Origin of the sequence: Dyadobacter sp. BHUBP1 (assembly GCF_050587785.1) — a bacterium.
Classification (GTDB): domain Bacteria; phylum Bacteroidota; class Bacteroidia; order Cytophagales; family Spirosomataceae; genus Dyadobacter.
Map to the genome: position 1 here is coordinate 413,402 of NZ_JBOBIH010000002.1, position 21,004 is coordinate 434,405.

Annotated in this window: 25 protein-coding genes; 17 read left to right on the top strand and 8 right to left on the bottom strand. The window is 48.0% G+C overall.

Annotated elements, in window-relative coordinates:
- Nucleotides 1-64: 64 nt before the first annotated feature.
- The 8 genes from ACQ4MZ_RS08445 to ACQ4MZ_RS08480 all read right to left on the bottom strand — a co-directional run bounded on the left by ACQ4MZ_RS08445 (nt 65) and on the right by ACQ4MZ_RS08480 (nt 10,119).
- Nucleotides 65-2,104: a M13 family metallopeptidase gene (locus ACQ4MZ_RS08445; protein ID WP_430844278.1), complete on the bottom strand. Its 2,040-nt coding sequence runs from the start codon at nt 2,102-2,104 to the stop codon at nt 65-67.
- Nucleotides 2,105-2,141: 37 nt separating this feature from the next.
- Entirely contained in the window at nt 2,142-3,635 is a 1,494-nt protein-coding gene (locus ACQ4MZ_RS08450; RefSeq protein ID WP_430844280.1) for a peptide MFS transporter, read from the bottom strand.
- A 157-nt stretch (nt 3,636-3,792) separates the two neighbouring features.
- Nucleotides 3,793-4,701: a hypothetical protein gene (locus ACQ4MZ_RS08455; RefSeq protein WP_430844282.1), complete on the bottom strand. Its 909-nt coding sequence runs from the start codon at nt 4,699-4,701 to the stop codon at nt 3,793-3,795.
- Nucleotides 4,702-4,847: 146 nt separating this feature from the next.
- Nucleotides 4,848-5,630, bottom strand: a complete 783-nt coding sequence (locus ACQ4MZ_RS08460; RefSeq protein WP_430844284.1) for a TPM domain-containing protein — start codon at nt 5,628-5,630, stop codon at nt 4,848-4,850.
- Between the two features lie 3 nt (nt 5,631-5,633).
- Nucleotides 5,634-6,077, bottom strand: coding sequence for a TPM domain-containing protein (locus ACQ4MZ_RS08465; protein WP_430844285.1), 444 nt, complete (start codon nt 6,075-6,077; stop codon nt 5,634-5,636).
- A 69-nt stretch (nt 6,078-6,146) separates the two neighbouring features.
- Nucleotides 6,147-6,728: a LemA family protein gene (locus ACQ4MZ_RS08470; RefSeq protein WP_090152000.1), complete on the bottom strand. Its 582-nt coding sequence runs from the start codon at nt 6,726-6,728 to the stop codon at nt 6,147-6,149.
- A 147-nt stretch (nt 6,729-6,875) separates the two neighbouring features.
- Nucleotides 6,876-8,066 carry a deoxyribodipyrimidine photo-lyase gene (locus ACQ4MZ_RS08475; protein WP_430844288.1) on the bottom strand — a complete coding sequence of 397 codons (1,191 nt, stop codon included), beginning with the start codon at nt 8,064-8,066 and terminating at the stop codon, nt 6,876-6,878.
- Between the two features lie 109 nt (nt 8,067-8,175).
- A complete protein-coding gene (locus ACQ4MZ_RS08480) occupies nt 8,176-10,119 on the bottom strand; it encodes an OmpA family protein (protein WP_430844289.1) in 1,944 nt (647 codons plus the stop codon).
- Between the two features lie 475 nt (nt 10,120-10,594).
- On the opposite strand from ACQ4MZ_RS08480, the gene rpsL reads away from it, so the two are divergent.
- The 17 genes from rpsL (at nt 10,595) to rplE (ending at nt 21,002) form a co-directional block, all read left to right on the top strand.
- Nucleotides 10,595-11,008, top strand: a complete 414-nt coding sequence (gene rpsL / locus ACQ4MZ_RS08485) for a 30S ribosomal protein S12 (RefSeq protein WP_026350530.1) — start codon at nt 10,595-10,597, stop codon at nt 11,006-11,008.
- A gap of 120 nt (nt 11,009-11,128) precedes the next feature.
- On the top strand, nt 11,129-11,596 hold the full coding sequence (rpsG, locus tag ACQ4MZ_RS08490) for a 30S ribosomal protein S7 (RefSeq protein WP_430844292.1): 468 nt from the start codon (nt 11,129-11,131) through the stop codon (nt 11,594-11,596).
- 228 nt (nt 11,597-11,824) lie between these two features.
- On the top strand, nt 11,825-13,945 hold the full coding sequence (fusA, locus tag ACQ4MZ_RS08495; RefSeq protein WP_430844294.1) for an elongation factor G: 2,121 nt from the start codon (nt 11,825-11,827) through the stop codon (nt 13,943-13,945).
- Nucleotides 13,946-14,080: 135 nt separating this feature from the next.
- Nucleotides 14,081-14,386: a 30S ribosomal protein S10 gene (gene rpsJ, locus ACQ4MZ_RS08500; protein WP_015813787.1), complete on the top strand. Its 306-nt coding sequence runs from the start codon at nt 14,081-14,083 to the stop codon at nt 14,384-14,386.
- Nucleotides 14,387-14,668: 282 nt separating this feature from the next.
- Nucleotides 14,669-15,289: a 50S ribosomal protein L3 gene (rplC, locus tag ACQ4MZ_RS08505; protein WP_015813788.1), complete on the top strand. Its 621-nt coding sequence runs from the start codon at nt 14,669-14,671 to the stop codon at nt 15,287-15,289.
- Nucleotides 15,290-15,294: 5 nt separating this feature from the next.
- Nucleotides 15,295-15,924 carry a 50S ribosomal protein L4 gene (rplD, locus tag ACQ4MZ_RS08510; RefSeq protein WP_106594289.1) on the top strand — a complete coding sequence of 210 codons (630 nt, stop codon included), beginning with the start codon at nt 15,295-15,297 and terminating at the stop codon, nt 15,922-15,924.
- 2 nt (nt 15,925-15,926) lie between these two features.
- Nucleotides 15,927-16,214 (top strand): 50S ribosomal protein L23, encoded by a 288-nt coding sequence (gene rplW / locus ACQ4MZ_RS08515; RefSeq protein ID WP_015813790.1) that lies wholly within the window; start codon nt 15,927-15,929, stop codon nt 16,212-16,214.
- Nucleotides 16,215-16,251: 37 nt separating this feature from the next.
- On the top strand, nt 16,252-17,076 hold the full coding sequence (gene rplB / locus ACQ4MZ_RS08520; RefSeq protein WP_430844297.1) for a 50S ribosomal protein L2: 825 nt from the start codon (nt 16,252-16,254) through the stop codon (nt 17,074-17,076).
- 10 nt (nt 17,077-17,086) lie between these two features.
- On the top strand, nt 17,087-17,365 hold the full coding sequence (rpsS, locus tag ACQ4MZ_RS08525) for a 30S ribosomal protein S19 (protein WP_430844298.1): 279 nt from the start codon (nt 17,087-17,089) through the stop codon (nt 17,363-17,365).
- Nucleotides 17,366-17,415: 50 nt separating this feature from the next.
- Nucleotides 17,416-17,790 (top strand): 50S ribosomal protein L22, encoded by a 375-nt coding sequence (gene rplV, locus ACQ4MZ_RS08530; protein WP_090152025.1) that lies wholly within the window; start codon nt 17,416-17,418, stop codon nt 17,788-17,790.
- A 19-nt stretch (nt 17,791-17,809) separates the two neighbouring features.
- Nucleotides 17,810-18,634 carry a 30S ribosomal protein S3 gene (gene rpsC / locus ACQ4MZ_RS08535; RefSeq protein ID WP_019941739.1) on the top strand — a complete coding sequence of 275 codons (825 nt, stop codon included), beginning with the start codon at nt 17,810-17,812 and terminating at the stop codon, nt 18,632-18,634.
- A gap of 44 nt (nt 18,635-18,678) precedes the next feature.
- Nucleotides 18,679-19,107 carry a 50S ribosomal protein L16 gene (gene rplP, locus ACQ4MZ_RS08540; RefSeq protein ID WP_019941740.1) on the top strand — a complete coding sequence of 143 codons (429 nt, stop codon included), beginning with the start codon at nt 18,679-18,681 and terminating at the stop codon, nt 19,105-19,107.
- Between the two features lie 39 nt (nt 19,108-19,146).
- Complete coding sequence (rpmC, locus tag ACQ4MZ_RS08545; RefSeq protein WP_015813796.1) at nt 19,147-19,341, top strand: 50S ribosomal protein L29; 195 nt, start codon at nt 19,147-19,149, stop codon at nt 19,339-19,341.
- A 14-nt stretch (nt 19,342-19,355) separates the two neighbouring features.
- Nucleotides 19,356-19,619: a 30S ribosomal protein S17 gene (gene rpsQ / locus ACQ4MZ_RS08550; RefSeq protein ID WP_430844301.1), complete on the top strand. Its 264-nt coding sequence runs from the start codon at nt 19,356-19,358 to the stop codon at nt 19,617-19,619.
- Between the two features lie 2 nt (nt 19,620-19,621).
- On the top strand, nt 19,622-19,990 hold the full coding sequence (rplN, locus tag ACQ4MZ_RS08555; protein ID WP_015813798.1) for a 50S ribosomal protein L14: 369 nt from the start codon (nt 19,622-19,624) through the stop codon (nt 19,988-19,990).
- Nucleotides 19,991-20,032: 42 nt separating this feature from the next.
- Nucleotides 20,033-20,374 (top strand): 50S ribosomal protein L24, encoded by a 342-nt coding sequence (gene rplX / locus ACQ4MZ_RS08560; RefSeq protein WP_223401956.1) that lies wholly within the window; start codon nt 20,033-20,035, stop codon nt 20,372-20,374.
- Between the two features lie 73 nt (nt 20,375-20,447).
- On the top strand, nt 20,448-21,002 hold the full coding sequence (gene rplE, locus ACQ4MZ_RS08565) for a 50S ribosomal protein L5 (protein ID WP_430844303.1): 555 nt from the start codon (nt 20,448-20,450) through the stop codon (nt 21,000-21,002).
- Nucleotides 21,003-21,004: the final 2 nt, after the last annotated feature.

The following is a 21,004-nucleotide window of genomic DNA, read 5'->3' on the forward strand; positions in this document are numbered from 1 at the left end:
TCTGAACTCATAAACTCTGAACTCATAAACTTTGAACTCATAAACTTTGAACTCATAAACTCCCTTACCAGATCACAATCCGCGACGAATCAGGCAGTACCATCTTGCTTCCGGCGCCGCAGCTCCATGCTGCCTGGAATTCCTTCAAATGTGGCAGCGGACCGTTGATACGGTCGCGGGCCGGTGAATGCGGGTCGGTTTGTACCTGGTTGCGTAACGCTTCGTCGGTGGTGTTCATGTGCCATACTTGGGCCCAGCCGAGGAAGAAACGCTGTTGCCAGGTAAAGCCGTCGATGGGAGCCGGCTCTTTCCCGTTGAAAGATTTTTCCAAAGCATAATAAGCCAATGTGAGTCCGCCCAGGTCGGCTACGTTCTCGCCGATGGTCAGTGCGCCGTTGATCTTAAAACCGGGTAATGCTTCGATGCCGCTAAAATAGTCGATGTAGCGTTTGGTCAGTTTGTCGAAATTGGCGCGGTCGGCGGCAGTCCACCAGTTTTTGAGATTGCCTTCGTCGTCGAACTGCGAACCCTGGTCGTCGAAACCGTGGGTAAACTCATGGCCGATCACGGCAATGATACCGCCGTAGTTGATCGCATCATCGGCATTGCGGTTATAGAATGGTGGTTGCAGGATACCGGCCGGGAACACCACCTCGTTGTTCAACGGGTTGTAGTAGGCGTTCACCGTCTGCGGGGTCATGAGCCATTCTTTCTTGTCCACCTCCTTGCCGATTTTGTCCACATTCTCCTTGTGCGCGAACAGCGATGCTGAAATCACATTTTCAAATAGCTTGTCCGGCGCGATTTCGATGGACGAATAATCCTTCCATTTATCAGGATAGCCGATTTTGTAGGTAAATGCTTTGAGTTTTTTATGGGCTTTGGCCTTGGTGGAATCGCTCATCCACGTCAGCTTGTCGATCCGTTCGCCGTAGACAGTGCGCACGTTCTCGATCATTTCGGACACCTTCTTCTTATCTTCTTCCGGGAAGTATTTTTTCACGAACAGCTTACCGAGCGGCATACCCAGCAAACCATCGGTGGAGCGGATCGCACGTTCCACGCGGCCTTTCTGCTGCTTGGTTCCCCGCATTACCGTTGCAAAGAAGCGGAAATCCTCCTGATCGAACTTTTTGGGTAAATAACCTGCGAAAGTCGAGAGCAACTGCCATTTGGAATACAGTTTCAGCGTCGCAATCGGCGTCGCCTTCAACAGCTTGTTCAGGTTTTGCAAATAAGGTTTGTTCTGGACAATCAAAGTGTCCGTCTTGATGTCCTGCTTATCTGCAAACGTTTTCTGGTCGAAATCCGGGATCAGCTTTTCGAAATCGGCGAAGGCCATTTTGTTATAAGTCTTCACCGGGTCACGCAACTCCACATTGGTCAGTTGCAGCTTAGCTACTTTAGTTTCGAAGTCAAGGATTGTCTGGCCCGGGTTGGCTTCGGGAAAGCCTGCCATGGAGAACATCTTGTCGACGTGCTTTACAAACTCGCCGCGCACTTTCACGGTGCTGGAATCGGTGCGGTCGTAGTAACTGCGCTCGCCGAGACTCAGACCGTCCTGTCCCTGGTAAAGGATGTTAACTTTGCTATTTCTTAAATCACCTTCCACACCGAAGCCGGTAACGGTTTCCACACCCACCTTCTGCATTTCGCCTGCTACCGCTGCGAGGTCTTTAAGGGAAGCCACCGCATTGATTTTGTCGAGATAAGGTTTCAGAGGCTCTAATGCACGTTTCTCTACCGTTGCCGTGTCGAGGAACGATTGATAGTAATCGGCGATCTGCTGTTCTTCGGTACCTTTCTTGCGGTTCTGAACTTTCGTTATCTCTTCGATGATACCTTTCAGGCGCACCTCCTTGTTCTCCTTATCCAGTATGCCGAAGGCGCCCCAGCGGCTTTCGGTACCCGGGATCGGGTTTTTCTTTTTCCAGCCGCCATTGGCATAGGAATCAAAGTCGTCGCAGGCTTTGGCTGTCGAGTCGAGCGAGCTCACATCGAAGCCGGGTACTTTGGTGGTGTCGGTTTCTTCCTTTTCTTTTTTACATCCTGCCAGGCTCACCAAAAGGGCCAGAGCGGCAGCACGGAATGCGGCTGATTTCATTTTTTGATGTATTTGTTTTTGAAGTATATAAAAAGACTTAGTGAATCCCACCCATCCAGCCTTTGATCGGCTTCCAGAATACGAGCAGGATCAAACCAAAAATGGTGGTAATGATGGCCACCTGGTTGAACAATGCCGGCATTTGCAACACATTCGATTCATCGAAACCGCCCGCGAAGAGCCCGGCGATCAGGTTACCCAGCGATGCGCCCACGAACCAGATACCCATTAATTGGCTCACATAACGCTTTGGCGCCAGTTTAGTGTAGGAGCTTAACCCGACGGGGCTCACGCAAAGCTCGCCAATCGTGTGCAGGAAGTAGGTAAATGTGAGGAAAAACGGCGAAGCCAGCTCCCCTTTCACTGCGATGTTCGAAGCGGCTACCATTACAAAGAAGCTCAGACCGAGCAATATCAAACCCATTGCGAATTTGACAGGAATGGAAGGGTTACGGTTTTTGGAAGAAAGTGATATCCAAAGGCTCGCCAGCACAGGTGCGAAGATCAGTACGAAAGTAGGCTGGAAGTTCTGAAACCAGCTCGAAGGCACCTCCCACCCGCCAATCATTCGCTGCGTGTGGCGTTCCGCGAAGATTTGTAATGAGGTGCCCGCCTGCTCGTAGCCTGCCCAGAACAATGCGATGGCCAGGAAGAGTATGATCAACACCCCGACCCGGTATTTCTCCACGCGCGTAAGCCCGCCCGCTACGAGGATAAAGAGGAAGTAGGCAGCAGAAATGGAAACGATAATGATACCGGCGCCTTGCGCGAGGCCCTGCGCGGTGGTCATATTAATAGTACCTGTCGATTGCAGCACGATCAGGAACACGACCAGCAATGCGATCAGGCCGTAGCCCAGCATTTTGTTGCTGCTTGATGCAGGTTCAACGGCTTCTTCGCTGGCTTCCTTCGCCGATGGTACTTCACCCAGCCCTTTCAGGTATGTAGCGCTTCCATACCGGAACACGATCAGCCCGAGCAACATGCCTATTGCAGCTGCGCCAAAACCCATATGCCAGTTGACTTTTTCGCCCAGATAGCCCACGATAGCGATACCGAGGAAGGAACCCAGGTTAATTCCCATATAAAAGATAGAGAATGCCGCGTCGCGACGTGCCCCGCCTTCGGGATAAAGCTCGCCGACAATGGAGCTGATATTCGGTTTCAGAAGCCCGGTACCAATCGCTACCGTGCTTAATCCGAGAAAGAATATGGCCGGTCCGGCGGGCAATGCCAGGATAATGTGCCCCAGCATAATGACGATGCCTCCATACCATATAGCTTTTTTCTGACCCAGAATGTTGTCGGCTAACCAGCCACCGGGCAGTGTAAGCAAATAAACGGAAGCAGTATACAGTCCGTAAATAGCCGTTCCTTCGGCTGCACTCATTCCCATTCCGCCTTTGATATTATCGAGGAGAAAAAGCAGAAGAATGGCCCGCATGCCATAATAGCTGAAACGTTCCCACATTTCGGCAAAGAACAAGACATACAGCCCTTTGGGGTGTTTTTGGGAAATCTGTGAAGACATAGAAAGAGAAGTGTTTTATTTGGTTTTTGGGGTTGTAAACAGACGTTTTTATCGTGCAAGATAGGAATTATGGGTAAATATCAATCAATCATAAAAATAAAAGCGGTAGCAGTTTGTGACGACTGCTACCGCTGTGAATAAACGTTTTACAACCGGCTTACTTAACGGAGAACGACCCTTCGCCGATTGAAAATCCCTCAGAATAGAGTTCGATGGTGTACTTGCCCGATGTGAATGGGGCATCGCGGTCGTACATGATACTTACGTCCTGATTGTTGTTGGAATACACAATGTCCTTGCTGATCGTGTAGGCTTGTTCCTGGCCGTTATATTGGAAAACGCCGGAGCCGGTTTTGGTGTCCGAAATGGTAGCGCCGCTTGGGTCGATGATACGGAGATAGATGGTTTTATTGTCCGTTGCGGTGAGCGGGTTCTTTTCGAGAATGAAATCCACGCGTACTTTATCGACTCTTTTTGACTTTACATTTTCGCCCTCGCGCACTTTGCCTTTGGACGATACCGCATACACCTTCACGTTACGTGCGCGCAAGGCCGCAGCCATGGTCACTTTCGATTCTAGCTCGGTGTTTTTGGCCTGAACGCCGCTTAATGAGTCGCGTACTGCCTGGCGGCTTGTCTGTAATTCGTTCCGTTCCTGGGTAAGGCCTTCGTTCTGGCTAATCAGCTGTTGATTCTCCTCGCGGAGCTGTGCAATCTCAGTGTCCTTTTTGGTGAGAAATTCCTCATATTCCTTGATTTTTCGGCCCATGCTTGCATTGCCCTTACGTAATGCCGCACGGTCACTTTCAAGGGAGGCTTTGACTTTTTGCAGTTCAGCGATATCGCCGCCCAGATTCTGTACTTCCAGAATGCGGGCATCGAGCTGTTTAGAGATCGAATCCAGCTTAATTTCGGAGGCCGCAAGTTCCTGAACCCGGGCTGTAAGGTCAGTTTCCTGCTTTTGGGTAATGTTGTGTTCCTTGTAATAAAGGTATCCGAACACTGCTGCCAGGATGGTCATCAGGATCAATCCGACTACCAGACCGGTATTGCTTTTTCTTTCCATAATCTACGTTTAGGTTTTGGTGATATAGTTTATGGAATAGGTACAAAAAAGTATGCCACTAATATACGTCGTGCTGTGATCATAATAGAAAAGCGGGCAGAAGACCAATGCTTCTACCCGCTTTTCTATTATGGATTTTTTGAATACTAATAATCACCACCTGCGCCGCCGCCTCCGAAGCTGCCGCCACCAAATCCGCCGAACCCGCCGCCATCTCCTCCACCAAATCCGCCGCCCCAGTTGCCCGATGAGCTACCACGACCTGAATGCGTGGTGTAGGGGAAGAATATAGGCGGAATCCCTATATCGCGATAGCCACGGTTACCGCCGCCACCGCCCCGGTTGCGGAATATGATGATGAGGATAATGATGAATATGATCACGACAATCAGCAGGGGAGGGAAGCCGTCACCTTCGCCGTTGTTCTGCTTCGGATCTGCCTTGTACTCGCCTGAAGCGTATTTGAATATCATATCGACGCCATCATTAAGGCCTTGGTAAAATTGTCCCGCTTTGAACTGCGGGGTAATTACCTGGGAGACGATGCGCTTGGCAATAGCATCTGGTATCGCGCCCTCGAGGCCATAGCCTGTTGCAATAAATACTTTTCGCTCTTTCGGTGCCCAAAGCAGCACAATACCGTTATTCTTGCCTTTCTGGCCGACGCCCCATTCTGTACCGAGCTTGAATGCATAGTCGGCGATAGGGTAGTCACCTAATGTCGGCACAGTCACAATCACGATCTGAGAGGATGTGGAATCATTATAGGCTACGAGTTTCTGTTCCAGCATCTGCCGTTCGTTGGGGTTAAGCTGGTTGGCAAGGTCGTTGACGAGCCTTGGAGGATCGGGTTTTGGGGGAATATCCTGCGCCTGCACGCCGGCAAATGCCGCGATGACAAGCAGTAGGTAAATGACGAATTGCTTCATAGTCTATTGGCCGAACGAAATATCATCCGGAAGTTCATTGATGTCGCCGGACTGGTAGGGGAAGTGTTTTTTCAATTGTAAACCGGCTTCCAGAATGCCGTGGCGAAGCCCTTCCTTAAACTCCCCGGCTTTAAAATGTTTGCGGAGGAGCTCTTTGGTACTGTCCCAAAAGTCGGCAGTGACCTTTTCGTCGATCCCCTTGTCGCCGAGTACCGCGAATTTCCGGTCTTCGTATGCGAGGTAGAACAATACCCCATTCCGCTCTGCGGTTTCGTGCAGGTGCAGGAAAAGGAATACCTCCTTGGCACGCTCCATGACGTCGGGCGTGGGACATTTCTTTTCGATATGCACTTTCACTTCCCCGGAAGTCTGTTTTTCTGCTTCCTGAATTGCCTCAACAATGTATTGCTGCTCTTCGTTGGTGAAAAATAGGGGTTCGGTTGCCATGGGGCCGGATTGATACGGATGGAGAAAAAACACTGCGCCGGGCTTTTTGGAATGGCCCGGCGCTGAAACTCAGAATTGTACGGTAGGCGCTTTTTCGGAGCCTGGAGCGGCTGTGAAGTAGCCTTTCTGGGAGAAGCCGAACACCCCGGCGAAGAGGTTGGTCGGGAAGGTGCGCACTTCCTGGTTATAGTCTTTCACGACCGTATTGAACTTGCCGCGTTCCACGGTAATGCGGTTCTCAGTGCCTTCGAGCTGGGCTTGCAGTTCGAGGAAGTTCTGGTTGGCTTTCAACTGAGGGTATTGTTCCACCGATACAAGCAGGCGTGACAGCGAACCGCTCAACTGATCTTGGGCCGCCTGAAATTTGGCGATGTTTTCAGGGGTAAGCTGGTCTGCATTGATCGTGGTTTGCGTGGCTTTGCTACGCGCCTCGATCACGGCCGTCAATGTGCTTTTTTCGAAATCGGCCGCACCTTTCACGGTGTTAACCAGGTTGGGAATAAGGTCTGCGCGGCGCTGGTACTGGCTTTCCACTCCGGCCCAAGCCTCTTTTACGACCTCATCTTTCTGTACGAGGCCATTATATTTACCGCAGCCAACGAATCCGAGAATCAGAACTACGACGATAACTGCAATGAGTCCTTTTGACATTTTAATATTCAGTTTAGAGTTATTGAATGTGGTTCAAAGTTGACCAAAGCTAGCAAAATCTTTAAGAAAAACTACATAACCGGTCCCCTGAGGCAATATGGGCCTGCTAGCGTGGGATGGCGGGTTTTGAAGTCAAAACCCGGTAAATTAATCTTCACCGACGCCGGCAACATTGTTCCAGCGGCCCCAGTTGACAGACGCCTCATAGTCCAGCAACAGGCTTTCAAAATACATGGCACCCCAGGTCCAGTTGATGTCGAGGTCGTCGACGAGGTATTTAGCCGCGGATTCACGTTGTGCTGCTGTAATGAAGCCGGTGGCAGCCAGCTTTCGGATGATACCATTTATTGCCTCGCTCTCGGTCTGCGCGTTTACCCATTTCTCGAATATGACATTATCATTCTTCCAACGGCGGTTGAAATGATGTTTCACACCGCTCGGCTTGAACATGCGCGGGCCGAAACGGAGCAATGTCCAATGCAGGAACTCCCTTCTCAGCAGGTTAGTAATGATAGCGTCTTCCGTTACGGCATGTGACTGGGCGGTCTTTACACTTCGATAAATATAAGATGCCGAAATGCAGCCCAGCGAGAGCCAGTCAGAAAGCCGGGTGTCGGTAAGCGGCTCTGCCGAAGGGTAGGCAATGTCTTTTTTGACATATTGCTCCACATATTCCTTCAAAACAGCCAATGCACGGGTTTCGCCGCCTTGTGATACGCCCGAGGTTTCCGATGGGATTTCATTCGGGTCAATGCCTAGTTCCGGCAACCCGGGAATGGCTCCGGCTTCGAAATCGGCGGGTAATGTGATTACCGTCGGCGTTGGGAACTGATCCTTTATTTTAAGGTCGTTACTCAACAGCCTTTCAAATTCCGGAAAGCCGGACGGTAGCTTCGATATCCGGAACGGGAGGTCAAATGCACTGATCATCGTGTCCATCCAGAACAGTTTGATATCGACGTTCGCCGTTTTGAGGTTTTTGCTCAATGAAGACTCAATGCGGGTTTCTTGCGGGGCGATTTCCTTGCTGGTGTAAACATAGTCGGCATTGTAGTCTTCAGCGAGCTTGGCCACAATCTCCTCCGGCTTACCCGTGCGTATGAGCAAGTCGCCGCCTTTTTGCCGTATATTTTCGCGGAGCTCGGCCACGGATTCGATCAGGAAGCGCGCCCGCAATGCGCCGGTTCTGCGGAAGCCGAGCTTTGTTTTTTCAAATTGGCGGGGATCAAAAACATATACCGGGATGATTTCATCGGCTGAGCCAACGGCTGCGGAAAGTGCCTGGTTATCCTTTAACCTCAAATCATTCCGGAACCAATAGATTATGCGTCGGGCCATTAATATAAACTGATAAGTATTCTTTGGGAAATATTAAGAAATGCAATTATACGAAAAAGCCCGCTGCGAATAGTTCGGTTCACAGCGGGCCCTCTTATGGTCGGCTAAATCAATAACTCAGGATTGTGAATTCCGTACGGCGGTTGCGCTGATGCTCTTCTTCGGTCTTTGCATTCGGAATAATGAGCTCCCTTTCTCCATAACCTTTGGCTTCCATTCTATCGGGTTCAATGCCTTTGGAAGCCAGGTAAGCCACAGCCGACTCGGCGCGGTTTTGCGAGAGGGTCATGTTATAAGCGTCTGTTGCGCGCGCATCCGTGTGTGAGCTGAGCTCGATGGTCATCGTCGGGTTGTCTTTCAGTATTTGAACCAATTTATCCAGCTCCACGGCGGCATCCGGGCGAATATTGTATTTGTTCAAATCGTAATAGATGTTTTCCAGAACGAAGGTTTTGTTCAGTTCCAGCTTGTCGAGTTTGATGGTAACGTTGAATGTCGTGTCTGTCAGTTCTTTGGTCAGGAATATCGGCGGAATGTTGCGGCCCGACATCGAGAATGGCTCGCGCTTGCTGATATAGCCTTTGCGCTGCACTAACAACTGGTAGGATTTGCCTTCTTCCACCGGCTGCCGGCCGAACTTGCCGTCTTTTGCAGTCGGGAATTCGGCGATTTGCGTATCCGAAGTGTCCGGAAGAATATGTACTATCGCCGAATCGATCGGGGTAGGGGTTTCGCCATTCGCGAGGACGGTACCGCCGAGGAAGTAACGCACCACTTTCCGCTTGCCGTTGATGTAGTTCGGGTTGTTCGGATTAAGCGGGTCGTTCGGATCGGTGTGTTTCGCGATTTTGGTCGTGTCCTCTTCTTCCGGTCCGGCAAAGTAGTAAATGTCGTCGTCACCCTTGCCGCCATCGCGGTTGGACGCGAAAAAGCCTTTGGTAAGGTTTTGATAAAACACCAGTCCGAAATCATCTTGCGGGCTATTGAATGGCAGGCCCATGTTTTCGATTGTGATTACACCTTGTGTTCTCGTTGCAGAAAACAAATCGAGCTTACCGAGACCAGGGTGTCCGTCCGATGCAAAATAGAGTTTCCCCCCCTCGGCTACATAGGGGAACATGTCGTCACCGGGGGTATTAATGTCACGTCCCATGTTTACCGGGCGGCTGAACCGGCCAGAGGCATCCATATTGGTGCGGTAAATGTCGATGCCACCCACACCACCTGCGCGGTTAGATGCGAAGTAAAGCGTTTTTCCATCGCGGGAGAATGCCGGCGATCCGTCCCACGCCAGGGAGTCGTTGATAGGCAGGATTGCAGGGGGCGTCCATTGGCCATTGATATTGCGGCTCATGTAAAGGTCCACGTCCACACCTCCGTTCTTTTTGCCGGTGTTACCTCTCGCAAAAACCAGTGTTTTGCCGTCAGGAGAGAATGCGGGTGAGCCTTCATTGGCATCAGGGGAGAAAATTTCCTGGCTAAACACCACCGGATTACCCTGTGTATTGCCCGGGTCAGACGCGATATTGATTTTATAGAGGCCCAGCATCGGCTGGCCGTTGTTCTTATAGATTTTTTCTTTTTTGGAAGAAGAGAAAATCAGCTCATTGCCGACTACCGTAGGCGAAAACTCGGAACCTGCCGTATTGAGGGGGAGCGATTTCAGCTCGACTTCCATTTTAGTGGTTTTCAACCGATCGGCAATTTTCAGGATTTCTACCTCGCGCAATGCGCGTTCCTGCAAGTTTTGCGGCACGTTCTCGCCTTTGGCGAATTCAGAGAATTGGGCGGAAGCGTCGGCATAGTCCCCCGTTGTTTTCAATGCATAAGCATACTGAAAGCGGGCATCGGGATTGGTAATGCCTCCGTCGAGAGCTTTTTTGTAGTAGGGAACGGCCTCCTTGAAGCGGTTGGAAAGGCGGTAGGATTCGGCGATTAGATAGCTTGTCTGTACCGGTTCAATGTTGGCTTCGGCGGCTTTCTGGAAACCCTTGATGGCCAGGTCGTATTCTCCGTTCGCAAATTTCTTTTGGCCGTCTTTGTATGCCTGCATCGCCGAGTTGCAGCCGGACAAATATAAACACGTGGCAAAACAAACTATGAGAGTAAAGTAACTCCGGAAAAGTTTCATAATGTGAAGTATAAAATCAAACGATTCGACGCGCACTGGGTTTCTGAAAAACAATACTAATAAACAACGATTGGAAATAAAATTCGGGATACCAGATAGGAAGAATTTTATTCGAAAAATGAGCTTTTCGTGAATTTCTGCTGCATTTATCCGTCTAAACCCGAGATTCTGTCAAATTCCAACGGTTACATACCAACCATTCCCTGACTACAACATGACCATTTCCTGACCACTTCCTGACAACCCCTGACACCGAATGGTAGGAAGTGCATGAAAAAAAGTTGTTAACGGTTTGTAAATCAAGGATGGTTTATTACTTTTGCAGTCCGATTTTTCGGGAAAAGTGTTTATATAACAAACGACCGGTTTGTTAACCGGATCAAAATCAAATTGTTAAATGCCTACTATTTCACAATTAGTCCGTAAAGGTAGAGAGACCATTACATGGAAATCCAAGTCTCCGGCTTTGGATTCATGCCCTCAGCGTCGGGGCGTGTGCACTCGGGTGTACACAACTACGCCTAAGAAGCCAAACTCGGCGCTTCGTAAAGTAGCCCGTGTTCGTCTGTCGAACAACAAGGAAGTGAACGCCTACATCCCAGGTGAAGGCCACAACCTGCAAGAGCACTCGATCGTATTGATCCGCGGTGGTCGTGTGAAGGATTTGCCAGGTGTTCGTTACCACATCATCCGTGGTGCATTGGATACCGCAGGTGTTAACGGCCGTAAACAACGTCGTTCTAAATACGGTGCTAAGCGCCCGAAACCAGGACAAGCTCCGGCAGCACCAGTGAAAGGTAAGAAAAAATAAAAAGTAACTCTCTCTGCTTTTATTAAGTAATTCAATTCTTATAAAAGGGAAGTAATCCTGACCATTACCTCAGGGTGAATAAGTTGCAAAACGAAACCTCGTTAAAAACATTAAGATAAAATGAGAAAGTCGAAACCTAAAAAGAGATATATCCTTCCTGACCCGAAGTTCCGGGACGTACAGGTTACTAAATTCGTTAACAACCTGATGTACGAAGGAAAGAAGAGTATCGCATTCACCATTTTCTACGACGCATTGGAGCTGGTTGAGAAAAAAACCAGCGAAAACGGTCTGGAAACTTGGAGAAAAGCATTGAACAATGTTACTCCTTCTGTGGAAGTGAAGAGCCGTCGTGTAGGTGGTGCTACTTTCCAGGTTCCAACTGAAGTTCGTCCTGAGCGTAAGCAGTCACTGGGCATGAAATGGTTGATCAATTACGCACGTAAGCGTGGTGAGAAAACTATGGTCGATCGTCTGGCTGGCGAAATCATCGCTGCTGCGAAAGGTGAAGGTGCTGCTGTGAAGAAGAAAGACGATACGCACCGTATGGCAGATGCCAACAAGGCGTTCTCGCACTTCCGTTTCTAATCAGGAGCGAAGACATAAATTATGGTCGGGAGCCCGGTTTATCCGGGTTCCCGATTTTTATTTTAGTGGTTTTGAGAAAAATAACTTTTCCTTAATTGTTTTTATAATCAACAATTTATACTTTTGCGCTCTGAATTTTCAAAACCAGCACTTTACGCTAAGAGGAAAGTTCGAACAGCTTCGCATTGAATTGCACTTTGAATATAAAAAAACACATCACCATCTGTCATGGCACGTGATTTAAGATTAACAAGAAACATAGGTATTGCTGCGCACATCGATGCCGGTAAAACAACGACAACGGAGCGTATCCTTTACTACGCAGGGGTTAGCCACAAAATCGGAGAGGTGCACGATGGTGCTGCTACGATGGACTGGATGGAGCAGGAGCAGGAGCGTGGTATCACTATTACATCCGCTGCTACGACAGTTAACTGGAACTACCGCGGCGAAAAATACCACATCAACATCATCGATACTCCGGGACACGTTGACTTTACCGTAGAGGTAAACCGTTCACTCCGCGTATTGGATGGCCTGGTGTTCCTTTTCAGTGCAGTAGATGGTGTTGAGCCACAGTCTGAAACAAACTGGCGCCTTGCTAATAACTATAACGTAGCACGTATCGGTTTTGTAAACAAAATGGACCGTTCAGGTGCTGACTTCCTGAAAGTTTGTAACCAGGTGAAAGAAATGCTGGGCAGCTACGCGGTACCTCTTCAATTGCCTATCGGTGCTGAGGATTCATTCCGTGGTGTGGTTGACCTCGTTAACTTCCGTGGTATCGAATGGAACGAAGCTGATAAAGGTATGACTTTCACCGAGGTGCCTATTCCTGATGATATGCTGGAAGAAGCTACTGAATGGAGAGAGAAATTGCTCGAAGCGGTTGCTGAGTTCGACGATACTTTAATGGAGAAATATTTCGAAGATCCTAACTCGATCTCGGAAGACGAAATCCTTGCCGCATTGCGCGCTGCGACCATCAGCATGAAGATCGTGCCAATGGTTTGCGGTTCTTCTTTCAAAAACAAAGGTGTTCAAACTATGCTGGATTACGTGATGGCTATCCTGCCTTCACCACTTGACCGCGAAAATATCGTCGGTACAGATCCACGCACTGGAAACGAAGTAAGCCGTAAGCCTTCTGAATCAGATCCTTTCTGCGCGCTTGCATTCAAGATCGCTACTGACCCTTATGTAGGTCGCCTTTGCTTCATCCGTTCTTATTCGGGCGTACTTGAATCAGGTTCTTATGTATTGAACAACCGTTCGGGGAACAAAGAGCGTATCTCACGTATTTTCCAAATGCACGCTAACAAGCAAAATCAGATCGATAAGCTTGAAGCGGGTGATATTGGTGCGGTAGTAGGTTTTAAAGACATCAAAACGGGAGATACCCTTTCTGAGGAAAAAGCGCCGATCGTACTCGAATCAATGGTGTTCCCAGAGCCGGTTATCGGTTATGCGATCGAGCCTAAGAAAGCTGCTGACAGCGACAACTTCTCGAAAGCAATTACCAAACTGATCGAAGAAGATCCGACACTCCAGGTTGAATCAAACGAAGAGACTGGTCAGACGATCATCAAGGGTATGGGTGAGCTTCACCTTGAAATCATCATCGACCGTATGCGTCGTGAGTTTAAAGTAGAGGTAAACCAGGGTGCTCCTCAGGTTGCTTACAAAGAGATCCTTACCAAGAACTACGAACACCGCGAGGTTTATAAGAAACAAACGGGTGGTCGTGGTAAATTCGCCGATATCGTATTTGAAATCGGACCACGTGATGACCACGAGCCAGGCCAGGAAGTTAAGCCAGGTCTGCAATTCGTAAACGAGATCGTAGGTGGTGCTATTCCTCGCGAATTCATCGCTCCGGTACAGAAAGGTTTCGAAGCTGCGATGATCAACGGTGCATTGGCAGGCTACCCATTGGATTCAATGAAAGTGCGTTTGTTCCATGGTTCATTCCACGATGTTGACTCCGACTCACTGTCATTCGAATTGGCTGCTAAAATCGGTTTCAAAGAAGCGGCACGTCACGCCGGTTCTAAACTGATGGAGCCTATCATGGCTGTTGAAGTTCTGACCCCGGACGAGTACACCGGTCCAATCACAGGTGACTTGAACCGTCGTCGTGGTATCATGCGCGGTATGGACACTCGTAACGGTGCACAGGTTATCAAAGCTGACGTACCTCTGTCAGAACTGTTCGGTTATGTAACTGACCTTCGTACGATGTCATCTGGTCGCGCTACTGCTTCCCTGACATTCTCTCACTACGAGATCGTACCTCAGAACATCGCCGATGGTGTGATCGAGAAAGCGAAAGGCCTCGTTAAAGCTTAATATGATGTAGTGCGTTGCAGGAGCGATTCTGCAACGCATTTTCTATGATATAGCCTGTGAAGTAAATGGTTCTTTCGCAGGTGTAATTGCCGGGGTCACCGGCGAGATTTTCTGAACCGGAAACAAACAAATACAATGAATCAAAAGATCCGTATCAAACTTCGGTCATTCGACCACAACTTGGTTGACAAGTCAGCTGAGAAAATCGTTAAGGCAGTAAAGGCAACAGGCGCGGTAGTAAGCGGTCCTATTCCTTTGCCTACAAAGACAGAGAAATTCACTGTTCTTCGTTCGCCGCACGTTAACAAGAAATCAAGAGAGCAATTCCAGCTTTGTACTTACAAGCGTTTGGTGGATATCTTCTCAACAAGTGCAAAAACGGTAGACGCCCTGATGAAGCTCGAATTGCCAAGTGGCGTTGACGTAGAGATCAAAGTTTAGTAATACCGGCTTATTCAGTTAAGCAACTACATAAATTGGATGAAGGTCCGGGTTCCTCTGGAAACCACATCTGAGCTCAGAAAAGCCTGACAGGCACAGGGTTATGCCACGGATCAGTCAGCTTCTTGAAAAATGAGGTCAGATGTTCGTTCATCTGACCTTTTTTGCTGATTATCAGCGAGAAATATTTTTAGGCTGTTAGGATATGAAAATCGTTTTTTCTACCTTTGCAGTCCGTTTTAAAGATTAAGGGGTTTTACCTGCTAAATTTAAATTTCAAACATGTCTGGTTTAATTGGTAAAAAAATCGGAATGACTAGTTTGTACAATGCTGACGGGCAGGCTCTGGCATGTACTGTGATCCAAGCTGGTCCTTGTGTTGTAACACAAGTTAGGTCCGAAGAAAAGGATGGCTATAAGGCTATCCAGTTAGGTTTTGGTGAGAAGAAAGAAAAGAACACCTCCCAGCCTCTGATTGGCCACTTCAAGAAAGCCAACACGACTCCCAAGCAAAAATTGGTTGAGTTCAAGGAATTCGAAGTGGAACATGAACTTGGAACTTCATTGTCCGTACAGGACATCTTTGAAGAAGGCGAGTTTGTTGACGTTGTAGGATCTGCCAAAGGTCGTGGTTTCCAGGGTGTTGTAAAACGTCACGGATTCGGCGGGGTAGGTGGCCAGACGCACGGTCAGCACAACAGGGCCCGTCACCCAGGTTCGATTGGTGCTTGTTCATTCCCATCACGCGTATTCAAAGGTATCCGTATGGGTGGACGCATGGGTAACAATCGTGTAAAGATTCAGAATTTGCGTATTCTGAAAGTGATACCTGAGCAGAACATTCTCGTTGTGAGTGGCTCGGTACCTGGTTCAAAGAATTCATTTCTAATCATTGAGAAGTAGTACCAATGGAACTGTCCGTATTAAATATAAAAGGAGAAGATACCGGCAAGAAGGTAAACGTGTCCGAGGAAGTATTCGGCATAGAACCTAACACGCACGCGATCTATCTCGACGTAAAGCTGTACCTGGCCAACCAGCGTCAGGGAACGCACAAATCTAAGGAGCGTGCAGAGGTTAGTCTCTCAACACGCAAACTGAAACGCCAGAAGGGAACCGGCGGTGCTCGTGCAGGTAGCATGAAATCACCAGTGTTCGTAGGTGGTGGCCGTATTTTCGGTCCACGTCCTCGTACTTACGGTTTCAAACTGAACAAGAAAGTTAAAGCTTTGGCGCGCAAATCTGCGCTTTCGGTTAAAGCTGCTTCTTCTGCTATCTCTGTTTTGGAAGCCTTCACTTTCGATGCGCCTAAAACAAAGTCTTATCTGAATGTTTTGAATTCCCTTTCATTGGTGAACACCAAAACATTATTGATCCTTCCTGAGATCGATAACAATGTATACCTGTCAAGCCGTAACATTCCAAAAGCGAAAGTTACTACTGTTGATTCGGTAAATACATATGACCTGATGAATGCAGACCGTCTTCTGATAAGTGAATCTGCGATTTCTATTTTGGAAACCCAATTGAACAAATAACAATGAGTGTACTGAAACGTCCGATTATTACTGAAAAGGTAACGGCTCAGGGTGGTCAAGGTAAATACGCTTTCGAGGTCTCCCTTACTGCAAACAAGGTAGAGATCAAAAAAGCTGTTGAGAAACTGTTCGGGGTTACCGTAGAAAGCGTTCACACCATGCGCAGCATTGGTAAAAGCAAATCCCGCACATCGGGAGGTAAGTTTGTCACTGGAAAAACGTCAACTATCAAAAAGGCGATCATTACGGTAGCCGAAGGCGAAGCCATCGATATTTACGGTGAAGCCTAGTTGAACGATTTCAAATCATTAGACGAGTTAATAGCAAATGGCAGTTAAAAAATTAAAACCTACAAGTGCTGGTCAGCGTTTCCGCTCGGCTCCTACATTCGAGGAGATCACCGCGTCGAAGCCTGAGAAGAGTCTTCTGGAAACCATCAAGAAAACAGGTGGTCGTAACAGCCAGGGACATCGTACCATGCGATATATTGGTGGCGGTCACAAAAGAAAATACCGCGTTATCGATTTCAAAAGAAATCGTTTCGACGCTCCCGCTACTGTCCTTACGATCGAATACGATCCAAACCGTTCAGCGCGTATTGCCCTGATCCAGTTTGAGGATGAAGAAAAACGTTACATCATCGCACCAAACGGCCTGAAAGTTGGACAAGTTATTGTATCCGGCGCATCAGTAGCCCCTGAGGTAGGAAATGCTCTTCCACTCGGATCTATGCCAATCGGTACGATTGTACACAATATCGAATTGACTCCTGGTAAAGGTGGTCAGTTTGCAAGAAGCGCCGGTGCGTACGCGCAGCTGGTAGCGAGAGAAGGTAAATATGCGGTACTGAAAATGCCATCGGGCGAAATGCGCATGGTACTTTCAACTTGTATCGCAACGGTTGGAGTTGTTTCCAATGCTAGCCACATGAACGTTTCGCTTGGAAAAGCGGGCCGCAGAAGGTGGTTGGGACGTCGTCCACGGGTACGTGGTGTTGCTATGAACCCTGTTGATCACCCGATGGGTGGTGGTGAGGGCCGTTCGTCAGGAGGTCAGCCTCGTTCTAGAAATGGTCAGTTCGCGAAAGGTCTCAAGACACGTAACCGCAACAAGCATTCTGAGAAATTGATTATCAGCCGTCGTAAAAAATAAGCAGTAAAACATGGCACGCTCATTAAAAAAAGGACCATATATCGACTTCCGTCTTGAAGCCAAAGTTGATGCGATGAATAACTCTTCTCGCAAATCAGTTATCAAGACCTGGTCGCGGCGCTCAATGATTTCGCCTGATTTTATCGGGCACACATTTGCAGTTCACAACGGGAACAAGTTTATCCCGGTTTATGTGACTGAAAACATGGTAGGACACAAACTGGGCGAGTTCTCTCCAACCCGTAACTTCCGTGGCCACACCGCAAAAAAAGATAAAGGAAGAAAATAATTTGTCGACGTAGCTGGTCCTAACGGACGAGCCGAGATCTGAAAAGAAACATGGAAGCAAGAGCTATATTAAAAGACGTGCCTACCTCTCCTCGCAAGATGAGATTGGTGGCCGACATGATTCGCGGACAGAAGGTCAGCAAAGCGTTGGCACTTTTGAAATTCCAACCGAGAGCTTCATCGCCGGTTTTGCACAAAGTGCTTCTTTCGGCTGTTGCCAACTGGCAGCAACTGAACGAGGGAGCGAAACTGGAAGACGCTGACCTGATCGTTAAAACCGTTTTCATCGACGGTGGACGTATGTTGAAGCGTTTGCGCCCTGCACCTCAGGGAAGAGCACACAGAATCCGTAAGCGTTCCAACCACATCACAATCGTGGTAGACGACGCATCGGTGTCAGTAAATGAAGCAGTAATCGAATCATAAGTAAAACGATCTATTTCGAATGGGACAAAAGGTTAATCCGATAGGTCTGAGACTAGGAATTGTTAGAGGATGGGAATCTAGCTGGTACGGAGGAAAAGACTTCTCTGACAAACTGGTTGAAGACGAGAAAATCCGTAACTACATCAAAGCACGTATCCCGAAAGGATCGATTTCGAAAGTAGTTATTGAACGTACATTGAAGCGCATCACATTGACGATCCACACTGCCCGTCCAGGCATCGTGATCGGAAAAGGTGGTAGCGAAGTTGATAAAATCAAAGAAGAGCTTAAAAAGATTACAGGCAAAGATGTTCAGATCAACATCTACGAAATCAAACGTCCTGAAATCGACGCGAAACTGGTAGGCGAAGCTATCGCTCAGCAATTGCAGGCTCGTATTTCTTACCGTCGTGCGATGAAGCAATCGATCGCTTCTGCAATGCGTGTAGGAACACAAGGAATCAAAATCCGTTTGGCAGGTCGTCTGGGTGGTGCTGAAATGGCCCGTACAGAAGAATACAAAGAAGGACGTATTCCTTTGCATACATTGAGAGCGGACATCGATTACGCTATCTCCGAAGCACAAACTATCTACGGTAAGATCGGTATTAAAGTATGGATCTTCAAAGGTGAATTGTACGGAAAGCGTGACTTGACTCCAAGCGCAGCTACTGCGGCATCCGACAGAGCTGAAAGAAGCGCACAAGGCGGCGAGCGTGGTAACGATCGCGGCGGACGTGGCGACAGAAGAGGCGGTCGTGACAGAAACGACGGCGCTCCACGTGGCGAAGGAGGAGGCGGTGATGCAGATCGTCGCAAACGCAACAAGAACAAGAAGAAGTAATCAGATACTTTCCGGTATCAAACCGGTTCAAATAGATTAGAATCATGTTACAGCCGAAAAGGACAAAATTTCGCAAACAACAAAAGAACAAAGGTTCGCACAACGGTCTCGCGACCCGCGGACATGAGATCGCTTTTGGATCGTTTGCAATAAAAGCACTGGAACCAGGTTGGTTGACTGCTCGTCAGATCGAAGCAGCTCGTATCTCGGTAACACGTGCGATGAAACGCGAAGGTCAGGTTTGGATCCGTGTATTCCCTGACAAACCGATTACCAAAAAACCTGCAGAGGTTCGTATGGGTAAAGGTAAAGGTGCTCCTGAGTATTGGGTAGCTCCTGTTAAGCCTGGAACTATCATTTTCGAAGCGACTGGTGTAGCGCTGGATACTGCAAACGAAGCATTGCGTTTGGCTGCACAAAAGTTGCCAATTAAGACAAGGTTCGTCGTACGCCGGGATTATCAGGAATCATAGTAGTCCGAACGTATTAAGAACCGCTAATTATCAAAAGCAATGACTAGTAAAGAAATAAAGAATCTGTCGCAGGATCAGCTTAAAGAGCAGATCGCCCAAGAGAGAGAGCGCTTACTCCGGTTGAAATTTGCGCATGCTATTTCTCCAATTGAGAACCCTCTGCGTATTCGCGCCTCACGTAAGGAAATTGCAAGACTCTTAACCGAGCTGTCGGCTAAATCTAACCAACAGTAAACAGTTTAGAAATTATGGAGGCAACAGTAAGAAATTTACGTAAAGAGAGAATTGGCAAAGTGGTGAGCAACAAAATGGACAAGTCCTGTGTGATCACCGTTGTGCGTAAAGTGAAACACGCCAAGTATGGTAAGTTTATGACTAAAACTACCAAGCTGATGGTTCACGACGAAACAAACCAGGTTGGTATCGGCGATACTATCCGTGTAATGGAAACTCGTCCGCTTAGCAAAAACAAGCGTTGGAGATTAGTAGAAATCCTTGAAAGAGCGAAGTAATCATGGTACAACAAGAATCAAGACTGTCAGTAGCCGATAACAGTGGCGCGAAAGAAGTACTCGTAATCCGGGTATTGGGCGGAACTGGAAAGCGTTACGCTTCGGTGGGCGATAAGATCGTCGTGACAGTGAAATCCGCTCTGTCTTCGAGCAACATGAAAAAAGGAACGGTTTCCAAAGCCGTGGTTGTACGTACTAAAAAAGAGGTACGTCGCAAAGATGGAACTTACATCCGGTTTGAAGATAATGCGGCAGTTTTATTGAACAACAATGACGAACCACGTGGTTCTCGTATTTTCGGACCAGTTGCCCGCGAGTTGCGCGAGAAGCAGTTCATGAAAATCGTATCACTGGCACCAGAAGTGTTGTAGGAAACATCAGTATTTCTTTAAACTGTTAAGAAGAATACCTCAATGGAAAGTACAAATAAAAAAGCACCGGCAAAATTGCACGTTCGCAAAGGTGATACCGTGAAAGTGATTTCAGGTAACGCAAAAGGCGAAACCGGCGTAATCACCAAGGTGCTTGTAGAAAAACAGAGAGCTACTGTGGAAGGTGTGAACATGATCACCAAGCATGTTAAGCCAAACGCTCAAAACCCACAAGGAAGCATCGAAAAACGCGAAGGCGCGATTCACATCAGTAACCTGATGGTAGTAGATCCTAAAACAGGAGAAGCTTCAAGAACCGGCCGTAAAGCGAACGACAAAGGAAAACTCCAACGCTATTCAAAAAAATCCGGAAACTTGTTGTAATCCGGATTTAGCCGAAAGCAGTCGAATTTTATAAAAGCGCGTGGGTCGGCAATCCACATAATCACTTTCAAACATGGCAACGCCTAGATTAAAAGAGAAATACGTTAGCGAAATCGTTTCGCAATTGAAGGGGAAATTCCAGTACAAATCAAGCATGCAGGTTCCCCGCTTGACAAAGATTGTTATCAATAAGGGAATCGGTGCTGCTGTGGCAGACAAGAAACTTGTTGACACCGGTGTAGAAGAGTTGAGCCTGATTACAGGACAGAAAGCGATCGCTACTGTTTCTAAAAAGGCGGTCTCTAACTTTAAGTTGCGTGAGAATATGCCTATCGGAGCGAAAGTAACGCTTCGCGGCGACCGGATGTACGAATTCCTTGACCGACTTACTACCATTGCAATGCCACGTGTACGTGACTTCAAAGGGATCAGCGACAAAGGATTTGATGGACGTGGAAACTATACTTTCGGTGTGAAAGAGCAAATCATTTTCCCGGAAATCAGCATCGAGAAAGTAGCGAAAATCACTGGTATGGACATCACTTTTGTGACCTCTACCAACTCTGATGAAGAGAGCTACGAGCTGCTGAAAGCATTGGGAATGCCTTTCACGAACGCGAATAAATAAGA

What these genes read in the sequence shown, in the direction of transcription:
- ACQ4MZ_RS08445 (WP_430844278.1), bottom strand. Translation starts at nt 2,104, where the DNA reads ATGAAATCAGCCGCATTCCGTGCTGCCGCTCTGGCCCTTTTGGTGAGC.
- ACQ4MZ_RS08450 (WP_430844280.1), bottom strand. Translation starts at nt 3,635, where the DNA reads ATGTCTTCACAGATTTCCCAAAAACACCCCAAAGGGCTGTATGTCTTG.
- ACQ4MZ_RS08455 (WP_430844282.1), bottom strand. Translation starts at nt 4,701, where the DNA reads ATGGAAAGAAAAAGCAATACCGGTCTGGTAGTCGGATTGATCCTGATG.
- ACQ4MZ_RS08460 (WP_430844284.1), bottom strand. Translation starts at nt 5,630, where the DNA reads ATGAAGCAATTCGTCATTTACCTACTGCTTGTCATCGCGGCATTTGCC.
- ACQ4MZ_RS08465 (WP_430844285.1), bottom strand. Translation starts at nt 6,077, where the DNA reads ATGGCAACCGAACCCCTATTTTTCACCAACGAAGAGCAGCAATACATT.
- ACQ4MZ_RS08470 (WP_090152000.1), bottom strand. Translation starts at nt 6,728, where the DNA reads ATGTCAAAAGGACTCATTGCAGTTATCGTCGTAGTTCTGATTCTCGGA.
- ACQ4MZ_RS08475 (WP_430844288.1), bottom strand. Translation starts at nt 8,066, where the DNA reads ATGGCCCGACGCATAATCTATTGGTTCCGGAATGATTTGAGGTTAAAG.
- ACQ4MZ_RS08480 (WP_430844289.1), bottom strand. Translation starts at nt 10,119, where the DNA reads ATGCAGGCATACAAAGACGGCCAAAAGAAATTTGCGAACGGAGAATAC.
- rpsL (WP_026350530.1), top strand. Translation starts at nt 10,595, where the DNA reads ATGCCTACTATTTCACAATTAGTCCGTAAAGGTAGAGAGACCATTACA.
- rpsG (WP_430844292.1), top strand. Translation starts at nt 11,129, where the DNA reads ATGAGAAAGTCGAAACCTAAAAAGAGATATATCCTTCCTGACCCGAAG.
- fusA (WP_430844294.1), top strand. Translation starts at nt 11,825, where the DNA reads ATGGCACGTGATTTAAGATTAACAAGAAACATAGGTATTGCTGCGCAC.
- rpsJ (WP_015813787.1), top strand. Translation starts at nt 14,081, where the DNA reads ATGAATCAAAAGATCCGTATCAAACTTCGGTCATTCGACCACAACTTG.
- rplC (WP_015813788.1), top strand. Translation starts at nt 14,669, where the DNA reads ATGTCTGGTTTAATTGGTAAAAAAATCGGAATGACTAGTTTGTACAAT.
- rplD (WP_106594289.1), top strand. Translation starts at nt 15,295, where the DNA reads ATGGAACTGTCCGTATTAAATATAAAAGGAGAAGATACCGGCAAGAAG.
- rplW (WP_015813790.1), top strand. Translation starts at nt 15,927, where the DNA reads ATGAGTGTACTGAAACGTCCGATTATTACTGAAAAGGTAACGGCTCAG.
- rplB (WP_430844297.1), top strand. Translation starts at nt 16,252, where the DNA reads ATGGCAGTTAAAAAATTAAAACCTACAAGTGCTGGTCAGCGTTTCCGC.
- rpsS (WP_430844298.1), top strand. Translation starts at nt 17,087, where the DNA reads ATGGCACGCTCATTAAAAAAAGGACCATATATCGACTTCCGTCTTGAA.
- rplV (WP_090152025.1), top strand. Translation starts at nt 17,416, where the DNA reads ATGGAAGCAAGAGCTATATTAAAAGACGTGCCTACCTCTCCTCGCAAG.
- rpsC (WP_019941739.1), top strand. Translation starts at nt 17,810, where the DNA reads ATGGGACAAAAGGTTAATCCGATAGGTCTGAGACTAGGAATTGTTAGA.
- rplP (WP_019941740.1), top strand. Translation starts at nt 18,679, where the DNA reads ATGTTACAGCCGAAAAGGACAAAATTTCGCAAACAACAAAAGAACAAA.
- rpmC (WP_015813796.1), top strand. Translation starts at nt 19,147, where the DNA reads ATGACTAGTAAAGAAATAAAGAATCTGTCGCAGGATCAGCTTAAAGAG.
- rpsQ (WP_430844301.1), top strand. Translation starts at nt 19,356, where the DNA reads ATGGAGGCAACAGTAAGAAATTTACGTAAAGAGAGAATTGGCAAAGTG.
- rplN (WP_015813798.1), top strand. Translation starts at nt 19,622, where the DNA reads ATGGTACAACAAGAATCAAGACTGTCAGTAGCCGATAACAGTGGCGCG.
- rplX (WP_223401956.1), top strand. Translation starts at nt 20,033, where the DNA reads ATGGAAAGTACAAATAAAAAAGCACCGGCAAAATTGCACGTTCGCAAA.
- rplE (WP_430844303.1), top strand. Translation starts at nt 20,448, where the DNA reads ATGGCAACGCCTAGATTAAAAGAGAAATACGTTAGCGAAATCGTTTCG.